Annotated in this window: 19 protein-coding genes and 1 pseudogene; 6 read left to right on the top strand and 14 right to left on the bottom strand. The window is 58.1% G+C overall.

All coding sequences use genetic code 11. The annotated features are described in order from the left end of the window. Nucleotides 1-324: 324 nt before the first annotated feature. The 5 genes from FKV68_RS09215 to FKV68_RS33510 all read right to left on the bottom strand — a co-directional run bounded on the left by FKV68_RS09215 (nt 325) and on the right by FKV68_RS33510 (nt 3,041). Nucleotides 325-660, bottom strand: a complete 336-nt coding sequence (locus FKV68_RS09215) for a hypothetical protein (RefSeq protein ID WP_180941179.1) — start codon at nt 658-660, stop codon at nt 325-327. Between the two features lie 132 nt (nt 661-792). Continuing rightward, the gene (locus tag FKV68_RS09210; protein ID WP_180941178.1) at nt 793-993 is read right to left on the bottom strand and encodes a hypothetical protein; all 201 of its coding nucleotides are present in this window, start codon (nt 991-993) and stop codon (nt 793-795) included. Next, nucleotides 975-1,208 carry a hypothetical protein gene (locus tag FKV68_RS09205; RefSeq protein ID WP_180941177.1) on the bottom strand — a complete coding sequence of 78 codons (234 nt, stop codon included), beginning with the start codon at nt 1,206-1,208 and terminating at the stop codon, nt 975-977. The genes FKV68_RS09210 and FKV68_RS09205 overlap by 19 nt, the downstream gene beginning before the upstream one ends. Before the next feature lie 142 nt (nt 1,209-1,350). Then, nucleotides 1,351-2,121, bottom strand: a complete 771-nt coding sequence (locus FKV68_RS09200) for a DUF1236 domain-containing protein (RefSeq protein WP_180941455.1) — start codon at nt 2,119-2,121, stop codon at nt 1,351-1,353. Between the two features lie 785 nt (nt 2,122-2,906). Beyond that, complete coding sequence (locus tag FKV68_RS33510) at nt 2,907-3,041, bottom strand: hypothetical protein (RefSeq protein ID WP_269808447.1); 135 nt, start codon at nt 3,039-3,041, stop codon at nt 2,907-2,909. 210 nt (nt 3,042-3,251) lie between these two features. Between FKV68_RS33510 and FKV68_RS33010 the strand changes: the two genes are divergently transcribed. From FKV68_RS33010 to FKV68_RS09190, 3 genes are all read left to right on the top strand, one after another. After that, nucleotides 3,252-3,545 carry an NUDIX domain-containing protein gene (locus FKV68_RS33010; RefSeq protein ID WP_342454678.1) on the top strand — a complete coding sequence of 98 codons (294 nt, stop codon included), beginning with the start codon at nt 3,252-3,254 and terminating at the stop codon, nt 3,543-3,545. Beyond that, the gene (locus tag FKV68_RS33005) at nt 3,481-3,750 is read left to right on the top strand and encodes an NUDIX hydrolase (RefSeq protein ID WP_245181242.1); all 270 of its coding nucleotides are present in this window, start codon (nt 3,481-3,483) and stop codon (nt 3,748-3,750) included. The genes FKV68_RS33010 and FKV68_RS33005 overlap by 65 nt, the downstream gene beginning before the upstream one ends. Nucleotides 3,751-4,066: 316 nt before the next feature. Continuing rightward, a complete protein-coding gene (locus FKV68_RS09190; RefSeq protein WP_245181172.1) occupies nt 4,067-4,981 on the top strand; it encodes a sterol desaturase family protein in 915 nt (304 codons plus the stop codon). Between the two features lie 73 nt (nt 4,982-5,054). On the opposite strand, the gene FKV68_RS09185 is transcribed toward FKV68_RS09190, so the two are convergent. Continuing rightward, the gene (locus FKV68_RS09185) at nt 5,055-5,852 is read right to left on the bottom strand and encodes a LysR substrate-binding domain-containing protein (protein ID WP_425347575.1); all 798 of its coding nucleotides are present in this window, start codon (nt 5,850-5,852) and stop codon (nt 5,055-5,057) included. Nucleotides 5,853-6,151: 299 nt separating this feature from the next. Here FKV68_RS09185 and FKV68_RS09180 point away from each other — a divergent pair, with 299 nt between their 5' ends. Together FKV68_RS09180 and FKV68_RS09175 are read left to right on the top strand one after the other, a co-directional pair. Further along, a complete protein-coding gene (locus FKV68_RS09180; RefSeq protein WP_180941453.1) occupies nt 6,152-7,189 on the top strand; it encodes a proline racemase family protein in 1,038 nt (345 codons plus the stop codon). Beyond that, nucleotides 7,186-7,476: an NAD(P)H-dependent oxidoreductase gene (locus tag FKV68_RS09175; protein ID WP_180941176.1), complete on the top strand. Its 291-nt coding sequence runs from the start codon at nt 7,186-7,188 to the stop codon at nt 7,474-7,476. Before FKV68_RS09180 ends, FKV68_RS09175 begins: the two co-directional genes overlap by 4 nt. A 134-nt stretch (nt 7,477-7,610) precedes the next feature. On the opposite strand, the gene FKV68_RS09170 is transcribed toward FKV68_RS09175, so the two are convergent. The 6 genes and pseudogenes from FKV68_RS09170 to FKV68_RS09150 form a co-directional block, all read right to left on the bottom strand. Next, nucleotides 7,611-8,699 carry a tyrosine-type recombinase/integrase gene (locus FKV68_RS09170; protein WP_425347582.1) on the bottom strand — a complete coding sequence of 363 codons (1,089 nt, stop codon included), beginning with the start codon at nt 8,697-8,699 and terminating at the stop codon, nt 7,611-7,613. Further along, a complete protein-coding gene (locus tag FKV68_RS33720; RefSeq protein WP_425347574.1) occupies nt 8,624-8,926 on the bottom strand; it encodes a helix-turn-helix domain-containing protein in 303 nt (100 codons plus the stop codon). Before FKV68_RS33720 ends, FKV68_RS09170 begins: the two co-directional genes overlap by 76 nt. A 14-nt stretch (nt 8,927-8,940) precedes the next feature. Continuing rightward, complete coding sequence (locus FKV68_RS09165; protein ID WP_180941174.1) at nt 8,941-9,216, bottom strand: hypothetical protein; 276 nt, start codon at nt 9,214-9,216, stop codon at nt 8,941-8,943. Nucleotides 9,217-9,646: 430 nt separating this feature from the next. Continuing rightward, a pseudogene (locus tag FKV68_RS09160) lies at nt 9,647-10,388 on the bottom strand (IS5 family transposase). A gap of 40 nt (nt 10,389-10,428) precedes the next feature. Beyond that, the gene (locus tag FKV68_RS33000; protein WP_269808452.1) at nt 10,429-10,560 is read right to left on the bottom strand and encodes an NUDIX hydrolase; all 132 of its coding nucleotides are present in this window, start codon (nt 10,558-10,560) and stop codon (nt 10,429-10,431) included. Nucleotides 10,561-10,623: 63 nt separating this feature from the next. After that, complete coding sequence (locus tag FKV68_RS09150) at nt 10,624-11,553, bottom strand: XdhC family protein (protein ID WP_180941173.1); 930 nt, start codon at nt 11,551-11,553, stop codon at nt 10,624-10,626. A 450-nt stretch (nt 11,554-12,003) separates the two neighbouring features. On the opposite strand from FKV68_RS09150, the gene FKV68_RS09145 reads away from it, so the two are divergent. Further along, nucleotides 12,004-12,219: a hypothetical protein gene (locus FKV68_RS09145; protein WP_180941172.1), complete on the top strand. Its 216-nt coding sequence runs from the start codon at nt 12,004-12,006 to the stop codon at nt 12,217-12,219. A gap of 275 nt (nt 12,220-12,494) precedes the next feature. Here FKV68_RS09145 and FKV68_RS09140 read toward each other — a convergent pair whose 3' ends face one another. Beyond that, a complete protein-coding gene (locus tag FKV68_RS09140; protein ID WP_180941171.1) occupies nt 12,495-13,112 on the bottom strand; it encodes a response regulator transcription factor in 618 nt (205 codons plus the stop codon). Next, entirely contained in the window at nt 13,109-14,632 is a 1,524-nt protein-coding gene (locus FKV68_RS09135; protein WP_180941170.1) for a sensor histidine kinase, read from the bottom strand. The genes FKV68_RS09140 and FKV68_RS09135 overlap by 4 nt, the downstream gene beginning before the upstream one ends. Nucleotides 14,633-14,758: the final 126 nt, after the last annotated feature.

Below are 14,758 nucleotides of genomic sequence, written 5' to 3'. Positions count from 1 at the left end.
GTCCACAGAAGTCGGTGAAACCCACATCGTGATGGAATTGGCCATGCTGCCGGTCGCCTCAGCGGCCAAGGTCTCAAGGCGCCAGGCGCGACTGTGGTCAGACTGCCGGCGTAAAGAATTTATTGTCAGCTCGCATCCGCAATACCCCCCAAGTGCCGCCGTGTCTTATCAGACGCGCAAAGGCCTTGAACTGCTGCATGTTTCTTTAAATCAGCTACGATTTGAGGAGGCATGCAGCACTGATCGATATTAGACTCGGTAGGGCGCGTGCCGTCGCGTGCAAGCGCTAGGACAGGCCTCCCGGCCGGGAGACGATCGCTAAGCCTAGCCTATACGAGGGCAACCTGGCCGGTTTGCAAAGTATACGGTCGTGTATCGGCCGCCCCGCCCAACGCCGTCGACGACGACCTGCCTGCGGGTAATGGCGTCAATCTCAGGATCACGAAGCCCTATCCTGTAGGCACGGCGAATGGCCTGGCGTTCGCTGCAACCGCGATAAGATCGATAGTCGTCGCGGTCATAGTCTCGATCGCGCATCTGCACGTCAGGCCCACCCGGGCCAAGATACAAGTCCAGTGACTGTGCCGGCGAAGCGGATGGCAGGGCCATAAGGGCGCCGGCCATCGTCAATCCGGTTGCGAGAACCTTGCCGATGTTCATGGCTTCTCCTCCATGTCCTCATTTAAGTTGTCTCTAAAGCTGAACGGTGCTGGAACGGATAAGTTCCCGATGCGGCCTGCCTCCCCGTCCGTTGGCGCGTCAGCCTCTCCGGCTACGGGTCAATTCTGTGCCTCACGGACCACCTGCCATTGATCCGACGACCACCATCACCACCGCGTCGACATCGATTTCACCATTGACGGTGAGTTTGCCCGCGGTTCGGCTCACACGCAGTTTCGAGGGATTTTCGGCTGCCTGCCGTTCAAGTTCTTCGGCGACCGCGGCGATCGCTTTCGCCTCCAATGTGTCCTGATTTAAATCGCTGGTACCCATTTCCAGAAAACACCCTCCTTGCGTTCGGGATAATGCTTGAATTCACACTCGAATCGCCGGCCGTAGGAGGCAGCTTCCGCCAGCGCCGCCGAAGCCGGCGGATTCATTCCCGTGCCTGGGCCAAACCAGTCTTCAATGAGGTCATCGGGAACATAGGTCCCTGTCCTCAAGGGAAGACTGGCCAACACGAAATCCATCTCCTTTGGCGGTGGCATGCGCTCCTCCTGACCTGGCAAACAAGACTACCGCCCAAAAGTTCCGCCGCCTTGCTGTGTCAGCCTTACGGCTGCCACACGCCAAGGCAGCGAGATGGCAGGTTCGCTGCAAAACCGTAACGAACCTCCCGGTTCGGAATCGCTACGCCAGGACCACAACGACTTTAAGCGACGAAGGCTCGACGATTACGATTCGGCCGTCGGCCAAGACGAAGAATCGATAGCCCTTATATCTTGGCACGATCCTCACGATACGCTGCGGGAGAGGTCTCAGTTCGACGGTTTCGGGGACGGCTGCGCCGACCGTCACGTTAAAATCAACGTCGACAGGCTCGACCTTCTCTTCCTTGACGATCTGCGTGATCTCCGTCTTCTGCTCCACCGTCACGTTGACATCGCCGCCGCCAGTAGCCTCGCCCTTCTGGGTCTGCTGCGATTCACTCTCAGCGGGCTGATCGGTTCCGCCCTGCTGCTGCTCGGTTTGACCCTGATCGGGTTGCTGCTGTTTGGTCTGCCCTTGATCGGGTTGCTGCTGGTCCGTTTGGCCGTCCGCAGGCTTCTTTTCGGTATTGGATTGGTCCGGCTGCTCTGTTTCCGGAGCGGCTTGATCTTGCTGCTGTTTTTGCTTGGACGTGCCGTTATCAGGTTGCTGCTGCTGATCCTGCTGCAGCTGCTGTCCGGTTCCGCCCTGCTCAGCGCCGGGCTGCTGATCTTGCTGGCCTTGGCCGGTAGCTTCACCGCCCGGTTGCTGCGCATCGGGCTGCTGCCCCTGTGCACCGCCTTGCGGACATTCGGTTCCTGCCGGACATTCGGTGGATTGACCTTGTGCCGGCTGCTCGGTCTGCGCGAAAGCAGGCGTGTAGGTGACGCCCAGGCTCAAAGCGATTGCGCTTTTAATGAGGATACCTTTCATCATCGGAAGTACTCCAAGTAAAATCCCTTCCGAAACCGAACCCGTTGAATTCAAGAGTGTTCCGGCGACCGCCGCAGGAGGCAGCCGAAAAAGGACATGTGTCGGACCTTAGTCCCAGGCTGCACAGCCATAGGTCCTAAGGCCGTTGCGGAACGTTCCTCCTGACACATATTGCAGCCGTTGAGCGCCAACGGCGGATTATCCCAATGCCGGCGTGAGCGCGTGAGGTCCCAGAGCGACGCCCCAATAGTCCCTTCTGCCCCGTTCTGGGACCTTCATTTCTTCCTCGCGTTGAGGCGATGGTTCGCCGCGTCGCGTCGGGCAGCCGAACTCGGGCGCGATACCGAGCTTTGCCCCCGGGCGCCGCCGCCGCATGCGCCATGTTTAAGTGCCTGCGGGGCATCTCCACCGTGATGGTCGGGCAACGGCTCGGCATCAAGACGCTCTCGTCGGCTTCATCCACCATGATCCACAATATCGGGACGCCTGATTGCATCACGCCTTTGTCACGCTCTCGTCACGTTCAGCAACTAAAAGAACAGCCATATCGCCATTGACCACGGATGTACTGGCAATGGCTGCAGGAAGGTCGGGTTCAGCCCGGCCTTTTTTGTTGGTAGGTGCCACTGCTTAGAGAGCGCTGACGAGGATGCCACTTTCGCTTCCTCAATCCAGAAATTGTGGCCGCCAAGGATCGATCGCGCGATGGGTTCTGCCGCCGGGCGCAAAGAACAAGCGAGAAATCGGCGGTCAATCCCGTTGCAGGCGCCAGCGGAAAAGACCTTTTACGATGCAGATGCAATAGAGACTGCAACGATATCGGTCGGCGCCCCAACCTCGGGTGCAATCGCGACTAACGTCACAATCACGAGCAATGCTGCACCAATTCCCATGAACAACTCGGTCAGATCGGCGTCCATAGTCATCTCCCCGAATTAGGCAGAAGGAATATTGGCGGTTCGATCGTCTCGACTCAACTCTCAGATTTTAGTGGTTGAGGACTGCACATGGGCCGCGATACGCGGTTCCGCCTGCAGGAGGTCCCGTGTGTTGAGAGTGTCGCCTGCCTTCGCGGTCATCCCACGGACATTCTTTTTTGATAACTAGCCCACCAATCGCCCGTAGCGAAGATGGCGATATCCGCGTCGCTGGACCGCAAATTCGAAGTTGAACCCGGGAGAGACGCTATGCGGCAGAAAGCTCCGGATTTCGAGTCAAACAACTCAAATGAGCCGGAGGAGATCGAGCAGGCCGGCGCAATCTGCATCCGCCGCAGTAAGACGGCGAGGCCAGAAGTCCTCCTCGTGGGCAGCCGTCGCAACGGCCGATGGGGATTGCCGAAAGACCATATCGAAGACGATGAGGATTCGAAATCGGCCGCTGAGCGAGGGGCTTTCGAAGAGGCGCATCATCGGCTCGGCTGATGCCAGCCCGCTCGGGAGCTTCTATTATTTCAAGGACAGCAGCACCCGGCGATACAGGGTGACGGTCCACGTGCTGGAAATGCAAACGTTGGCCAAGTCGTTTCCCGAAAAGGCGGTTCGCAAGACCAGATGGTTCTCTCTTGATGAGGCCGCGAGGGCGGCCAGTCAGCTCGGCCTGCGGACACTGCTGCTGAAACTGAGATAGGTCTGCTCCCGGCGCAGCGGCGGTGATGACAGGTTACACCAATGTGACGAATATTCCGTGTTCCGCAACCGTTTGGCGATTGTTCGCCTTGCGTTCATTCAACGTTTAGAGATCGCTAAATCTAGATTTGTCAACGTGAGCGCCCGAAAGCTACAACGCAGGTTGCAGCCGCCCGCGCTACGATGAAGGCCCTCGACATGCGGCCTCAGTTGCGGCGACCTCCCGCGGTCTCACCAATGCGCATTTCCACTTTGAATTGCCAAAACAGCATGGCATCTTCCAGCGGCACGATTTTGGCTCGGGCTGCGGGGTGCCGATGTCGGACGAACTGTTCTATCTGCTGTTTCTTTTTGGGTTCTACGCCACGACAGTCGTTACCTATTTCGCCCTTGGCTATGGCCTCACCTGGGTCAACGACCGCAATCCTGAGCGAAAAATTCAGAAGGGGCGCGGTTCCGACAAACGCCGCAATGCGGAAATCCGCCAGAGCCTGGCTTCGATGTTCAGCGCTTGCCTGCCACTGACCATCGGCCTCTACGCCCAGCAAAAGGGTTGGACGCCGGCGCCATGGGCCTTCACTTGGTGGGCGGCGGTACCGCTGTTTGTCCTGTGCATGTTTCTCTACGACACTTGGTTCTATTTCATGCACCGGCTGCTCCATACGAAGTGGCTCTATCCCCTGCACGCGCTTCATCACAAGAGTGTCGCGCCGACGATCTGGAGCACCTATTCGGAGGATGTCTTCGACAATTTTCTACTACAGGGGTTCTCGGCCGTGATCGTTTTCGTCGTGCCGTTTCCGCCAGCGATTCTCATCGGACAAAGGCTGTTCGAACATTTCAACGGCATGTTCGGACACTGTGGGTTCGAGTATTTCGCCTCATCGACCGCGCGTTATCCGTCGCCCTTGCTGTGCACGACTTTCCACGATCAGCATCATTCGGGATTTCGATACAACTACGGCAACTATTTCTCGTTCTGGGACCGCCTGCTCGGCACGATTTCGCCGAACTACGACCAGCGCGTGAGGAGGTTCGAGGAGGACGGACCGCCGCTTCAATTCAGCCAGACCATCGGCGGTGACCTACGTCAAGCGGCCAAGCGCAGCCCAGCGAAAAGAGGCCGTGCCTCCGATGAGCCACCAGCCACAGAGGAACACGAGCCCGGCGATGGCAATGTACGGCTGAACCCTGCTCCCGATGGCCGAGGTCTACGCGAAGGAAGCCGATAAGAAGCGCCTCGCATTTCCGATTGATGGCGGGAAGACGACCAAATAGCGCGTCAATTGATCCAAGGCAGATGTCTCAACCCCTCGCCCCCGCCTTGGCAATGCCCATCCATTCTCGAACCTCCCGAACGGCCCCCGGGTGGCGCGGCTTGCGAGGCGAGACCAGATAAAAATCTGCTTCAACCCGCAATTCTGTCTTGAATGGATTGACAAGGCGGCGGGAACCCAGGTCCTCCGTCACGAAGAACAGGCTGGCAAGTGCGAGGCCCTGTCCAGCGGCCGCAGCATCGATCGCAAGCGAGGTTTGGTTGAACCGGATGTTCTTGCCCGAAGTGGCGGCCCCTCCGGGAAAGGCGACATCCAAAAACTGAGGCCAAAAATCGTGGGCATCATGTAGCAGCGCGTAATGCCTAAGATTTTCAGGCTCTGCCGGCGGTCCGAGCTTCTCGATCAATAGAGGACTTGCGACAGCCACAATCACGTGTTCGTAGAGAAGGTCGGCGAGAAGACCGGGTCCGAAGGGCGGACGCCCGTAACGCACCGCCAAGTCCACCGCGTCGGTTTGGAAATTGGAGATCCGGTCCGTCGCCAGGATGCGCAGGTCGATGTCGGGATGCATCTCTGTGAACTCCGGCAACCGTGGGATCAGCCAGCGCGACGCGAAGGTCGGTGTCACGCTGATTGTAAGATGACGAGGTTCCGGTTTCAGGGCATCCGTCGCATCGGCGATCAGCTCGAAGGCCCGGCGAATGTTGCCGACATAGCCGCGCCCAGCTTCAGTGAGTGCAAGCGTCCGGGGATGACGCTCAAACAGTTTCAGTCCGAGGATAGTTTCCAAGCCGCGCACTTGTTGCGCTACTGCACCCTGCGTCACTCCGAGCTCTTCAGCGGCGAGCCGGAAGTTTAGATGTCGCGCTGCGACGTCGAAGCGCGCAATGCGTTCAGCGGAGGAAGTCGCCGGATATCGTCAGGCATACGATAGTTTTTCTACTGGATGATGAGCATCGTTCTGGTTCGTGTGCTTACGCGGCAAATGTTATCAGTTTGCGGAGTTCTCGCAAATTTCTGATGTCAGGTGTTGATCCTGTCAGGCGTCAGCTTGATCCAGTGGACATCGCGATCTTTGCCCAAGCCGCAGCGCCAGTAACCGCATTTGCAAACAAGGATCCCCAGATGAGATGGAAGCGCAGCCTGAACGTCGTCGATTGCCACTGTGAGGGCGAGGTCGGTCGCGTCATCACGGGCGGTGTGGGCCAGGTGTCCGGCCAGACAATGTTCGACAAGAAGCTATACTTGCAGGAGCATATGGACGACATCCGCAAGATGGTGCTGTTCGAACCACGCGGCGCGGTCTGGCACAACGCTAACGTGATATTGCCCTCAAACAATCCCGCGGTGGCGATGGGTTATATCATGATCGAGACCACCGAATATCCGGCCATGTCCGGATCGAACACCATCTGCGTGGCCACGGTGCTTCTGGAAACCGGCATTCTGCCAATGAAGGAGCCGGTGACGGAGCTGGTGCTTGAAGCGCCTGCCGGGCTGATATCCCTGCGCTGCGAGTGCAAGGATGGCAAGGTCACCAGCGTGCGGCTCGTGAACCAACCGGCCTTCTGCTATTATCGCGATGCGATGGTCGAAGTCGAAGGCCACGGCAGCGTGCGCATGGACATCGCTTATGGCGGTATGACCTTCGCCATGGTCGAGGCGACGGATTTCGGCTTCGCCATCGAGCCTTCCGAAGCGCGGGAGCTTTGCAACCTTGGGCAAAAACTCAAGGCCGCGGCAGCCGAGCAACTACCGGTCGCCTTTCCAGGCAACCCCCACATAGCCGGCATCACCGCCACCGAGTTCATGGGTCCGCTGCGCCGCGAGAATGACCAACTGACAGCGCGCAACACGGTGATCGTGTCGCCGGGACGCTGCGACCGTTCACCCTGCGGTGCCGGTTCGTCGGCCCGCCTGGCATTGATGCATGCGCGCGGCGAACTGGCCATCGGCGAAACTTTCATCCATGAATCCATTACCGGCAGTCGCTTCACGTGCACCGTCGACGAGTTGGCGGATGTCGGTCCCTATCGCGGCGTAATACCGGCCCTCGCCGGGCAGGCGTGGATAACGGGACTTTGCCAGATGGGGATGGACCCGACTGACCCCTATCAGCAAGGCTCAACGCTCAGCGACACATGGTTTGGAGAAGTTAGATGAAGGTGCTGGTCATTTTCGACCATCCCCGTCGTACGTCCTTCTGCGGCGCCGTGCTGGATGCATTCGTTGGAGGCCTGCAGGACGCCATCGCCCGTCATCAACCAGCCATTGAAACCGCTGCCCGTCTCCGGCACACAAGTGGAGAGAAGCTGGGTTCCCTCCCAGTAGGTGTCACGGACGCCACCGAACACGAAATAGTCGGCGGCTACCCGGCAAGCATGCTGGGGTATCGAGTTGACCTCTCCGTAGATAAAACCTGGGGCACGAGATTGTCACCCATGTCTTAGGGACAAACTGTTACCACTGTCTCCGGGCCGGAAAGAACGGAAGTGGCGACCCCTGCAGGACTCGAACCTGCGACAACCTGCTTAGAAGACATTGAGCCACTGCCCAACGGGCAGGAAGTCATGATCCTGAATAATCAACGCAAATCGGTTGCTTGCGTCTCGCCGCCAAAGCTTGTTCGGGACAGATTTCGGGACTTGGCGTTGCGTTCGAGTGCCTCGGCGACCTCGTCGTCCATGACGTGCGCGTACTTCGCGGTTGTGGTTATATTGGCGTGGTTCAGTACCCGCTGAACAATCTTCAGGTTTCGGCACTCCCGAAGTAGCTTTGTCGCCCGGTTGTGACGGTGATCGTGAAGGCGCGCATTTTTGACGCCGGAGCGCGCGCGGTCCCCCTGCCATTGACTAATCGCGCCGTGATAGGTGATCGGATACCGCTGTCCGCCGACTTTGCCTTGACTCGTCGCCCTCGCCACGAATGTGAACACAAACTCCGGATGATGACCACGGCAGGATTCGAGTATCTCTCGTATGCTCGGGGTGATCGGCGTCCAGACTTCGACGTCACCCTTGCCCATCGTCCTGATCTCGCCGGATTCCCAGTTGACGTCGGACCACCGAAGGAGTGTTTCCTTGAAGCGGCGGCCGCTCAAATGAAGAAACTGGTACCACGGCTGGTAATCTTCTCTGATGGAACGGTCCAGTGCCTGCTGTTCTTCGGGTTGGAATTCCCGCACGCGCTCCCTCGGCTCTTTCAGCAGATGTTCTTTCCACTGCGGTTCATGCGGCAGATGGTATCCCCACAGTACCCTGGCACGTCTGAAAATGGCCTTGAGGGGAACTAGCGTTTGCCGGTTGATCGTGGCGTTTGAGAGGGTCTTCACTTCGGCGTGCTTGAGTTTCGATTTTCCCCATCGCAGCTGTTTGCGTTGAAAGGCGACCAACGTAATGATCGCGTCGTCGTCGATTTCGTCCAGCCGCTTGTCCTTGCCGAAATATTGGACAAGACGCTCAAGGACCGCAAAGAAATACTTCCTGTCGACCCGATGCTGGGCTTTTTCGGTCCAGTAGCGGCCGACGGCGATGTCAATGGTGAGCGGCACGTTTCCCGTCTTGCGGAACTGCTCGACTTCCTGCTTTGCCTTCTCCTTCAGCAGACGCTCGAAGGCTTCCGCATCTCTTTTGTTCCGGGCCTTGGTAGTTCCGTGAAAGCGACGCCCACTGATCTGGAAATCGTACTGATAGAAGGGGCTGACTTTGCTCTTGTAGACGGACATGACGTGACCTCCCTTGTTTGACTGGCTATGAAGTCGTGGAGTTGGCGGGGTGCGAAGCGAAGATGTGCGCGCCGTCCCGTTCCGACGTCGACGCAGGCAATCCGAGCGTCTTCGACGTGGCGCTGGAGGGTCTTTTTCGAGATCGAAAGAAATGCCGCGACTTCCGCGGCCGTCATCAAGCGCTCGTCATTCATAGGGACCGGCAACGGCGATACTCCTCTTCACGGAGCCGCAGCCGACAATCAGACGCCTGCCTCGCCTCGATGCTTTCTCCGCGAAATTGGCGCTTTGCGGCAACGGACAAGATAAAGGGAGCACAAACGAAGAAATTTTCAAAGAAAAATTTCAGTCTAACGGCAACCATAAAATCTTGTGCTGCTACACAGACGAAATTTTTTTTCAGAACGAAGTCTTGAATTAAATTACAGCGACCGGAACGAAGTCTTGCATTCAACAAATCGTCCATGTTGGCTCGTTAATTCAAGACATAAACTTACGCCTTAGTTCAGAAATATTGAACGTAGGTGGACATAAATCCAATTCTTTCGAGATTTTTTTCAGCAGCGAAATTACAGATTTTTCCGATCTCATCCGTTGAAATCGTCTCCAAGGCGCGTTTCGCTCTGCCGGAGCGCCCTAAAGCCCTTCCCGGCGAGGGCCCTTCTGCCGATAATTCTCGGCAGGATACGTGAGAGAAGCCGCAACTTGAAATATTGCCTCCGTGTGTTTTCAACTCATGCATTACGGTGTTTAGTAAGACGATGGCCGTCATCGTCGGCCGAAATGGCCCTTGCGAATTACATTGATGAGTCAGAAACTTTACCTGCAGAAATCCGTCGCCGAGCTCGAAAGGCTGTTTGAGGAAAGCCTCACCGACCTGACTCTAAGTTCCGGACTCAACCAGCCCACCACATGAGTGTTGCGGCGAGCTCGACGGCGGCGATGAAATTTCGCGCGAGCTTGTCGTATCGGGTGGCGATGCGACGCCAGTCCTTGAGCCTACAGAACATGCGTTAGACCAGGTTTCGCCGTTTGTAGGCGTTTCTGTCGAAGGGATGGATGCATTTGCGCGTGGGGTTATTGGGAATAACCGGGATGTCGCCGCGCTCGAGGAGGAACTTGCGCAATCTGTCTGCGTCATAGGCGGTGTCGGCCGCACAGGAATGCGATGGGGGTAACGCAGTCAGTAAGGGGATTGCGGCGCGCACATCACCGCGCTGGCCCGGCGTCAATTCGAGCGCGATGGCTTTGCCGAGGCTGTCGCAGACCACATGGATTTTCGTGCTTCTGCCCCTGCGGGACCGCCCGATGACCTGCGTCTCCGTCCCCCTTTTCCACCGGCCGCCGCGCGATGGGCGTTGGCCGTGGTCGGGTCGATGGCGTGAAAGTCGTCATCCGGGGAGAGGGAGCGCAACGCCTCGAACAGCTTGCGCCAGACCTTGCGCCGCGACCAGCGGTTCCAGCGATTGTAGACCGTCGTGTAGGGACCGTAGACCCAGCGGCAGCCGGATTTCAGGACATGGATGATGCCGCTGAGAACGCGCCGATCGTCCACCCGGCGCGCGCCGGTTGGTTCTTCGGCAAACAAGGCTCGATCACCGCCCACTGTTCGTCGTTTAGCCAGAACTCGTTCGCCATGGTTCATCCCTCTGCACCGCTGCGACACAATCTCGGCGCTCTATTGGATGGTTTTGGCTCCAGGTCGGTCGGTACGCCAGAACGAGACTCCAACTACGCCGGCCTCTTCGAATGCCTCCCGAGCGGCTGGTACCCTCGTGGTTTCTCCGGCTTCCAAAAGACCTTTTGGGATGTGGCTCTGTTCTCCGACTCGAATCGGCAGGCCGTCATATCCGTCAACTCCGTAGCTCAGTCCTCAACGCCGGTCCTCATACGACGCTGCAAGCCGACTGGCGGCAACATCGGCCATTACGGACAAAGCCAGCGAACTGGCGTCCCGGGTTGGCCCGAACACTCCGATGGGAGCCTTGATGCGATCGATGTCCGTGCTTGACCAGCCGTTAGCTTGGAGCCTTTGAACCCGCTTCTCGTGGGTCCGCGTGCTACCCAGAGCACCTATGTAAAAAGCCGAAGAGCGAAGCGCCTCATTCAAGGTCGCCTGCTCGGCTTCGAGATCGTGACGCAACAGGACGACCGCAGTGAACTCGTCGATTGAAGCGCTCATTTCTTTCCGGCCCTGTCCCGTCCGGACGACGTCGTATCCCGCCGCTTTTCCGATCGATGCGACCGCCATGGCCTCTACAGTCTCGCCGCACACGAGAATTCGTGGGCGCGGGTGGTACACCGTTACGAAATCCCCTCCAATCCAGCGGGGTCGCCCGCCGGACGGGACAAGATCGAGAATCTGCCCGCAAGGCGAGTATCGGAGTGCTGCCGACAGTCGCTTATTCAGCAATTCGAGAGTCTGGAGGATCACCGAAACATCTTTCAGAACATGAATGGCGATCGTGATCCCGCCGCCGCAGGGTAGAACGATGTCGAAAAAGCGAGAGCCAGCGCCGAATTTGACGATCTGGTCCTTTCCTGCGCTCATCGCGAGCAAGGCTTCAGACGCGACAGCAGCTTCCACGCAGCCACCTGAGACATATCCACAGAACCTACCGTCCGACGCCACCGCGATCTGAGACCCTAGCGATCGAGCCGCGCCTCCCCTCACCGCGACAAGTGTCGCCAACGCCACCTTCACGCCCTGTAACATCGCGTCGGCTGCAAAAGCGAGGATTTGCTCGGGGTCATCTGTCGGCAACGCTCTGACTGGAGCCGGAAGTATTACATTGGCATTCATAGCGGATAGACCACCCGACGTTCGGATTTCCTGGGGGTTCACAAGGAGTGCGTCAGCGGATGAAGCCAACTCTCTCGGAATCTATCGAAACTTGGTCGGGGCGTTTTGAAGGTTTTCCAGGTTCTTTGTGAGGATCGCGAAACCGGAGCGCGGCTGGACCTAGCGGCCACGCGTTCTGCGAAAGGTTCCGTAGCAAGCAACTGCTCCAAAAAGCTGAAGTTTGTGTCAGCGAGAAATATGGAGAGGCTGCGACGCGGCAGAAGCCACCGACGGCGCAACTCGTTGTTCAAGAAATGTGAAGAGTGAACGCCGGAGCCTGTGCGACGGAAAACGATCGCGGTGCTCGGCTTTGCCGGTTGCGGAGAACATTCCAGTGAAGCAAGGAACGTTCAATAGCAAATTCTGAACCGAGCATACTCTCCTCTTGTGCAATACAGACAGGAGTAGAGGATGTTGGAGCGTCGAAACCGCCAAGCGGCGGAAGAGTTTTACACGGTCTTCCCAATAACAGTTATCGTTGCCATCATGGCATGCATCGTTTGTTACCTGTTTGTTGGAACGAATTACCTGGATACTCCGCAGCACGCAAACGTGTACTTCGATATTACGAAAAAGCAGCCGTCCAATAAGCGGGTTGTAACGCCGCGCGATGAGCTTTCGGAGTGAACGACATGCACGTGACCTATCATATCGGAATACACGACGGCGGCTTCGCGTACCGCGTCGGAACAGTTTGGTCCGAGCCTTACGCGACCCATCACGACGCGGTAATGGCCGCCAAATTCGCTGCAATGCGACAGAGGATCGGCGGAGCGAACGCTAAGATCATCTACCAGGGAGACGATGGGGTCTGGCGCTCCGAATACGTTAAGGGGAGCGAGCGTCCCGAGACCGACGTTGTCGACGATACCGTGATTTCGCGATTCCCACGAGGAATGCCCTTATAAGCGGTCCTTCACAGGCTCGATCAGTCTTATTAGCTCGATGATCGAGCCGACCTGCATTTTCTTCATCATGCTGGCGCGATGGACCTTGATCGTGATTTCGGTGAGACCGAGATCGTAGGCGATTTGTTTGCTCATCAAACCGGACGAAACGCCCCGCAGCACGTCCCGCTCCCGTGCCGATAATCCCTCGACAAGGGCGCTGACCTCGATCAGTCGCCGGGCCTCCGCCCTGCTGGACCGGTCCTGTTCGATGGCCCTGTCGACTGCGGCCAGCAACTCGTCGGCGTCCACTGGCTTCGATAGGAAATCGATGGCTCCCGCCTTCATGGCTCGAACCGAAGTCGGGACGTCGCCAAATCCGGTTATGAATATGATGGGAATCGACCGCCCGTTGGCATTGAGTTGTTCTTGCAGGGCAAGGCCATTGAGATCGGGGAGTTGGACATCGAGTATGATGCAGCCTGGGCGATCCGGTTTCCCGAAACTCAGCAGTTCCCCAGTGCTTCCAAAGCTAACGCTGTCGACGCCGGCGCTGCGCAGTAAGTCGGCGATCGCCTCCCGGACGCTCTCATCGTCGTCGACGATCAGAACGAGGGATTCCTCTTCCGTCATGATGCCGCCTCTTGGGAGACCAGCTCGTGGGAGGCACCGAGAGCTGGGAGCGTGAACTCGAAAACCGCGCCATCGAGAAGGTTGTAGGCTCTTATGCGACCTCCACGACGCTCCACGGCATTCTTGGCAATCGACAGCCCCATCCCCATGCCGTCCGGCCTTGTCGTGAAAAGCGGGGCAAAAAGCCGGTCGGCCACGGACTCTGGAATACCGGGTCCGCAATCAGCGACCGTAAAGGTGATAGCGCCGCGGCCGTCCGATGACGTTTTCAGTTGGATTCGTCGACGTGCAGCATCGGCATCCCTGAGCGCTTGCAACGCGTTTGAAACAAGGTTCACCAGGACCTGCTGGAGTTCGACGCGCGGACCGGAAATCTCGCCCGAGCCGTGTTCCATGCTGACTTCCAAGCGCACATTTGCTGCGCGAAGTTCATCCTGCATTATCTGGGCGACTTCCTTCACCAAGCTCTCAACGTCGACGTCGTCCGCCTGTGTCCCGGTGTCGCCTGAGAGCCGGGATCGGGTGAACTCGAGAATGTCCCTGGCCCGTCGAGCGTCGCGGAGGACCCTTTCTAGGGAGTCTACTGCGCTTCGGATGTCGCCCTTCTCCCGCAGCCATCTCAACGACGTCTGTGCGTTCATCATCATGCCGGCGATGGGTTGGCTCAGTTCATGCGTGATCGTCGCCGACAGCGCGCCCATCTCCGAAAAGCGCTTTGCTGCCGTGAGGGCAGCCTGCGCTTCCCGAAGTTCGGAAAGCATGCGCTGGCGTTCCGTGACATCGATCATTCCTACAATGACCCGGGCGACGCCGCCTCGTTTGATCGGGAACCTGATCGCGACGTATGCCGTAGATACGTCTCCGCGCGGACCTCGAAGTCGTGCGAGGCCCTCATAACGTTCACGGCCGTCCATCAAGGCTTGAAGCGCCTCGATAAACAGTGAAGCGTCTTCCGGAATAAACCTATGTAGCCCTCCGAGGAGCTCGTTTGGGGAGGCTGCCCCCAACATTTCGACCGCCGCTTGGTTCACCGCTCGCGTCGAAATGCGTCTTGCACACTCCGGGCCGAAAGAAGGGTTGTCGCGAGCGTATTTGGCGAGATCGACTACCCCGCTTGCCTTGATGGCATGCAAGTGTTCCACAATTTCAGTGAAATCCTGCTCCAAAAGGGCGACGGGACTTAGGTCGAATGTCTGCTTGAATCGACGAGCTTGATGCTCCAGTTCAGCGGCCGCGGTTTCGAGGCGAACGCCCACTCTCTGGTGCGCGGAGATAAGGCAGGCCGAGATCACGATCGTTCCCCACGCGGCGAGGAGTTCGACACCGTCTGCGAAGCTTCGAAGGCTGATGCTTGCGAAGGCCAACATCGCACAGAGGACCGCACTGGCTGATAGCCTGTTTCCGCCATTCGTTCCTGCTGCCGGCAGCATTCCGGCGACGTAAAACAAGGGTGCAACGCTTTGGAGACCAGAGGGTCCGTCGATCGACTGGGCGACCACGCCGAAGGTGATTGCCGCCAAGCCGATGACGACCTTTCTCCATTCGGCAGGTGGCTCGGTCTCATCTGAAAAGATCGAGAACATCGTATCCTCAAGTGCATCGTCCTCAGGAGAAGCGGCTCGCTCCGTCGTCGAAACGGGGTTCGG

Origin of the sequence: Sinorhizobium mexicanum (genome assembly GCF_013488225.1) — a bacterium.
Classification (GTDB): domain Bacteria; phylum Pseudomonadota; class Alphaproteobacteria; order Rhizobiales; family Rhizobiaceae; genus Sinorhizobium; species Sinorhizobium mexicanum.
The sequence above is the reverse complement of the archived record's forward strand: the minus strand, read 5'-3'. Positions and strand labels throughout refer to the sequence as shown.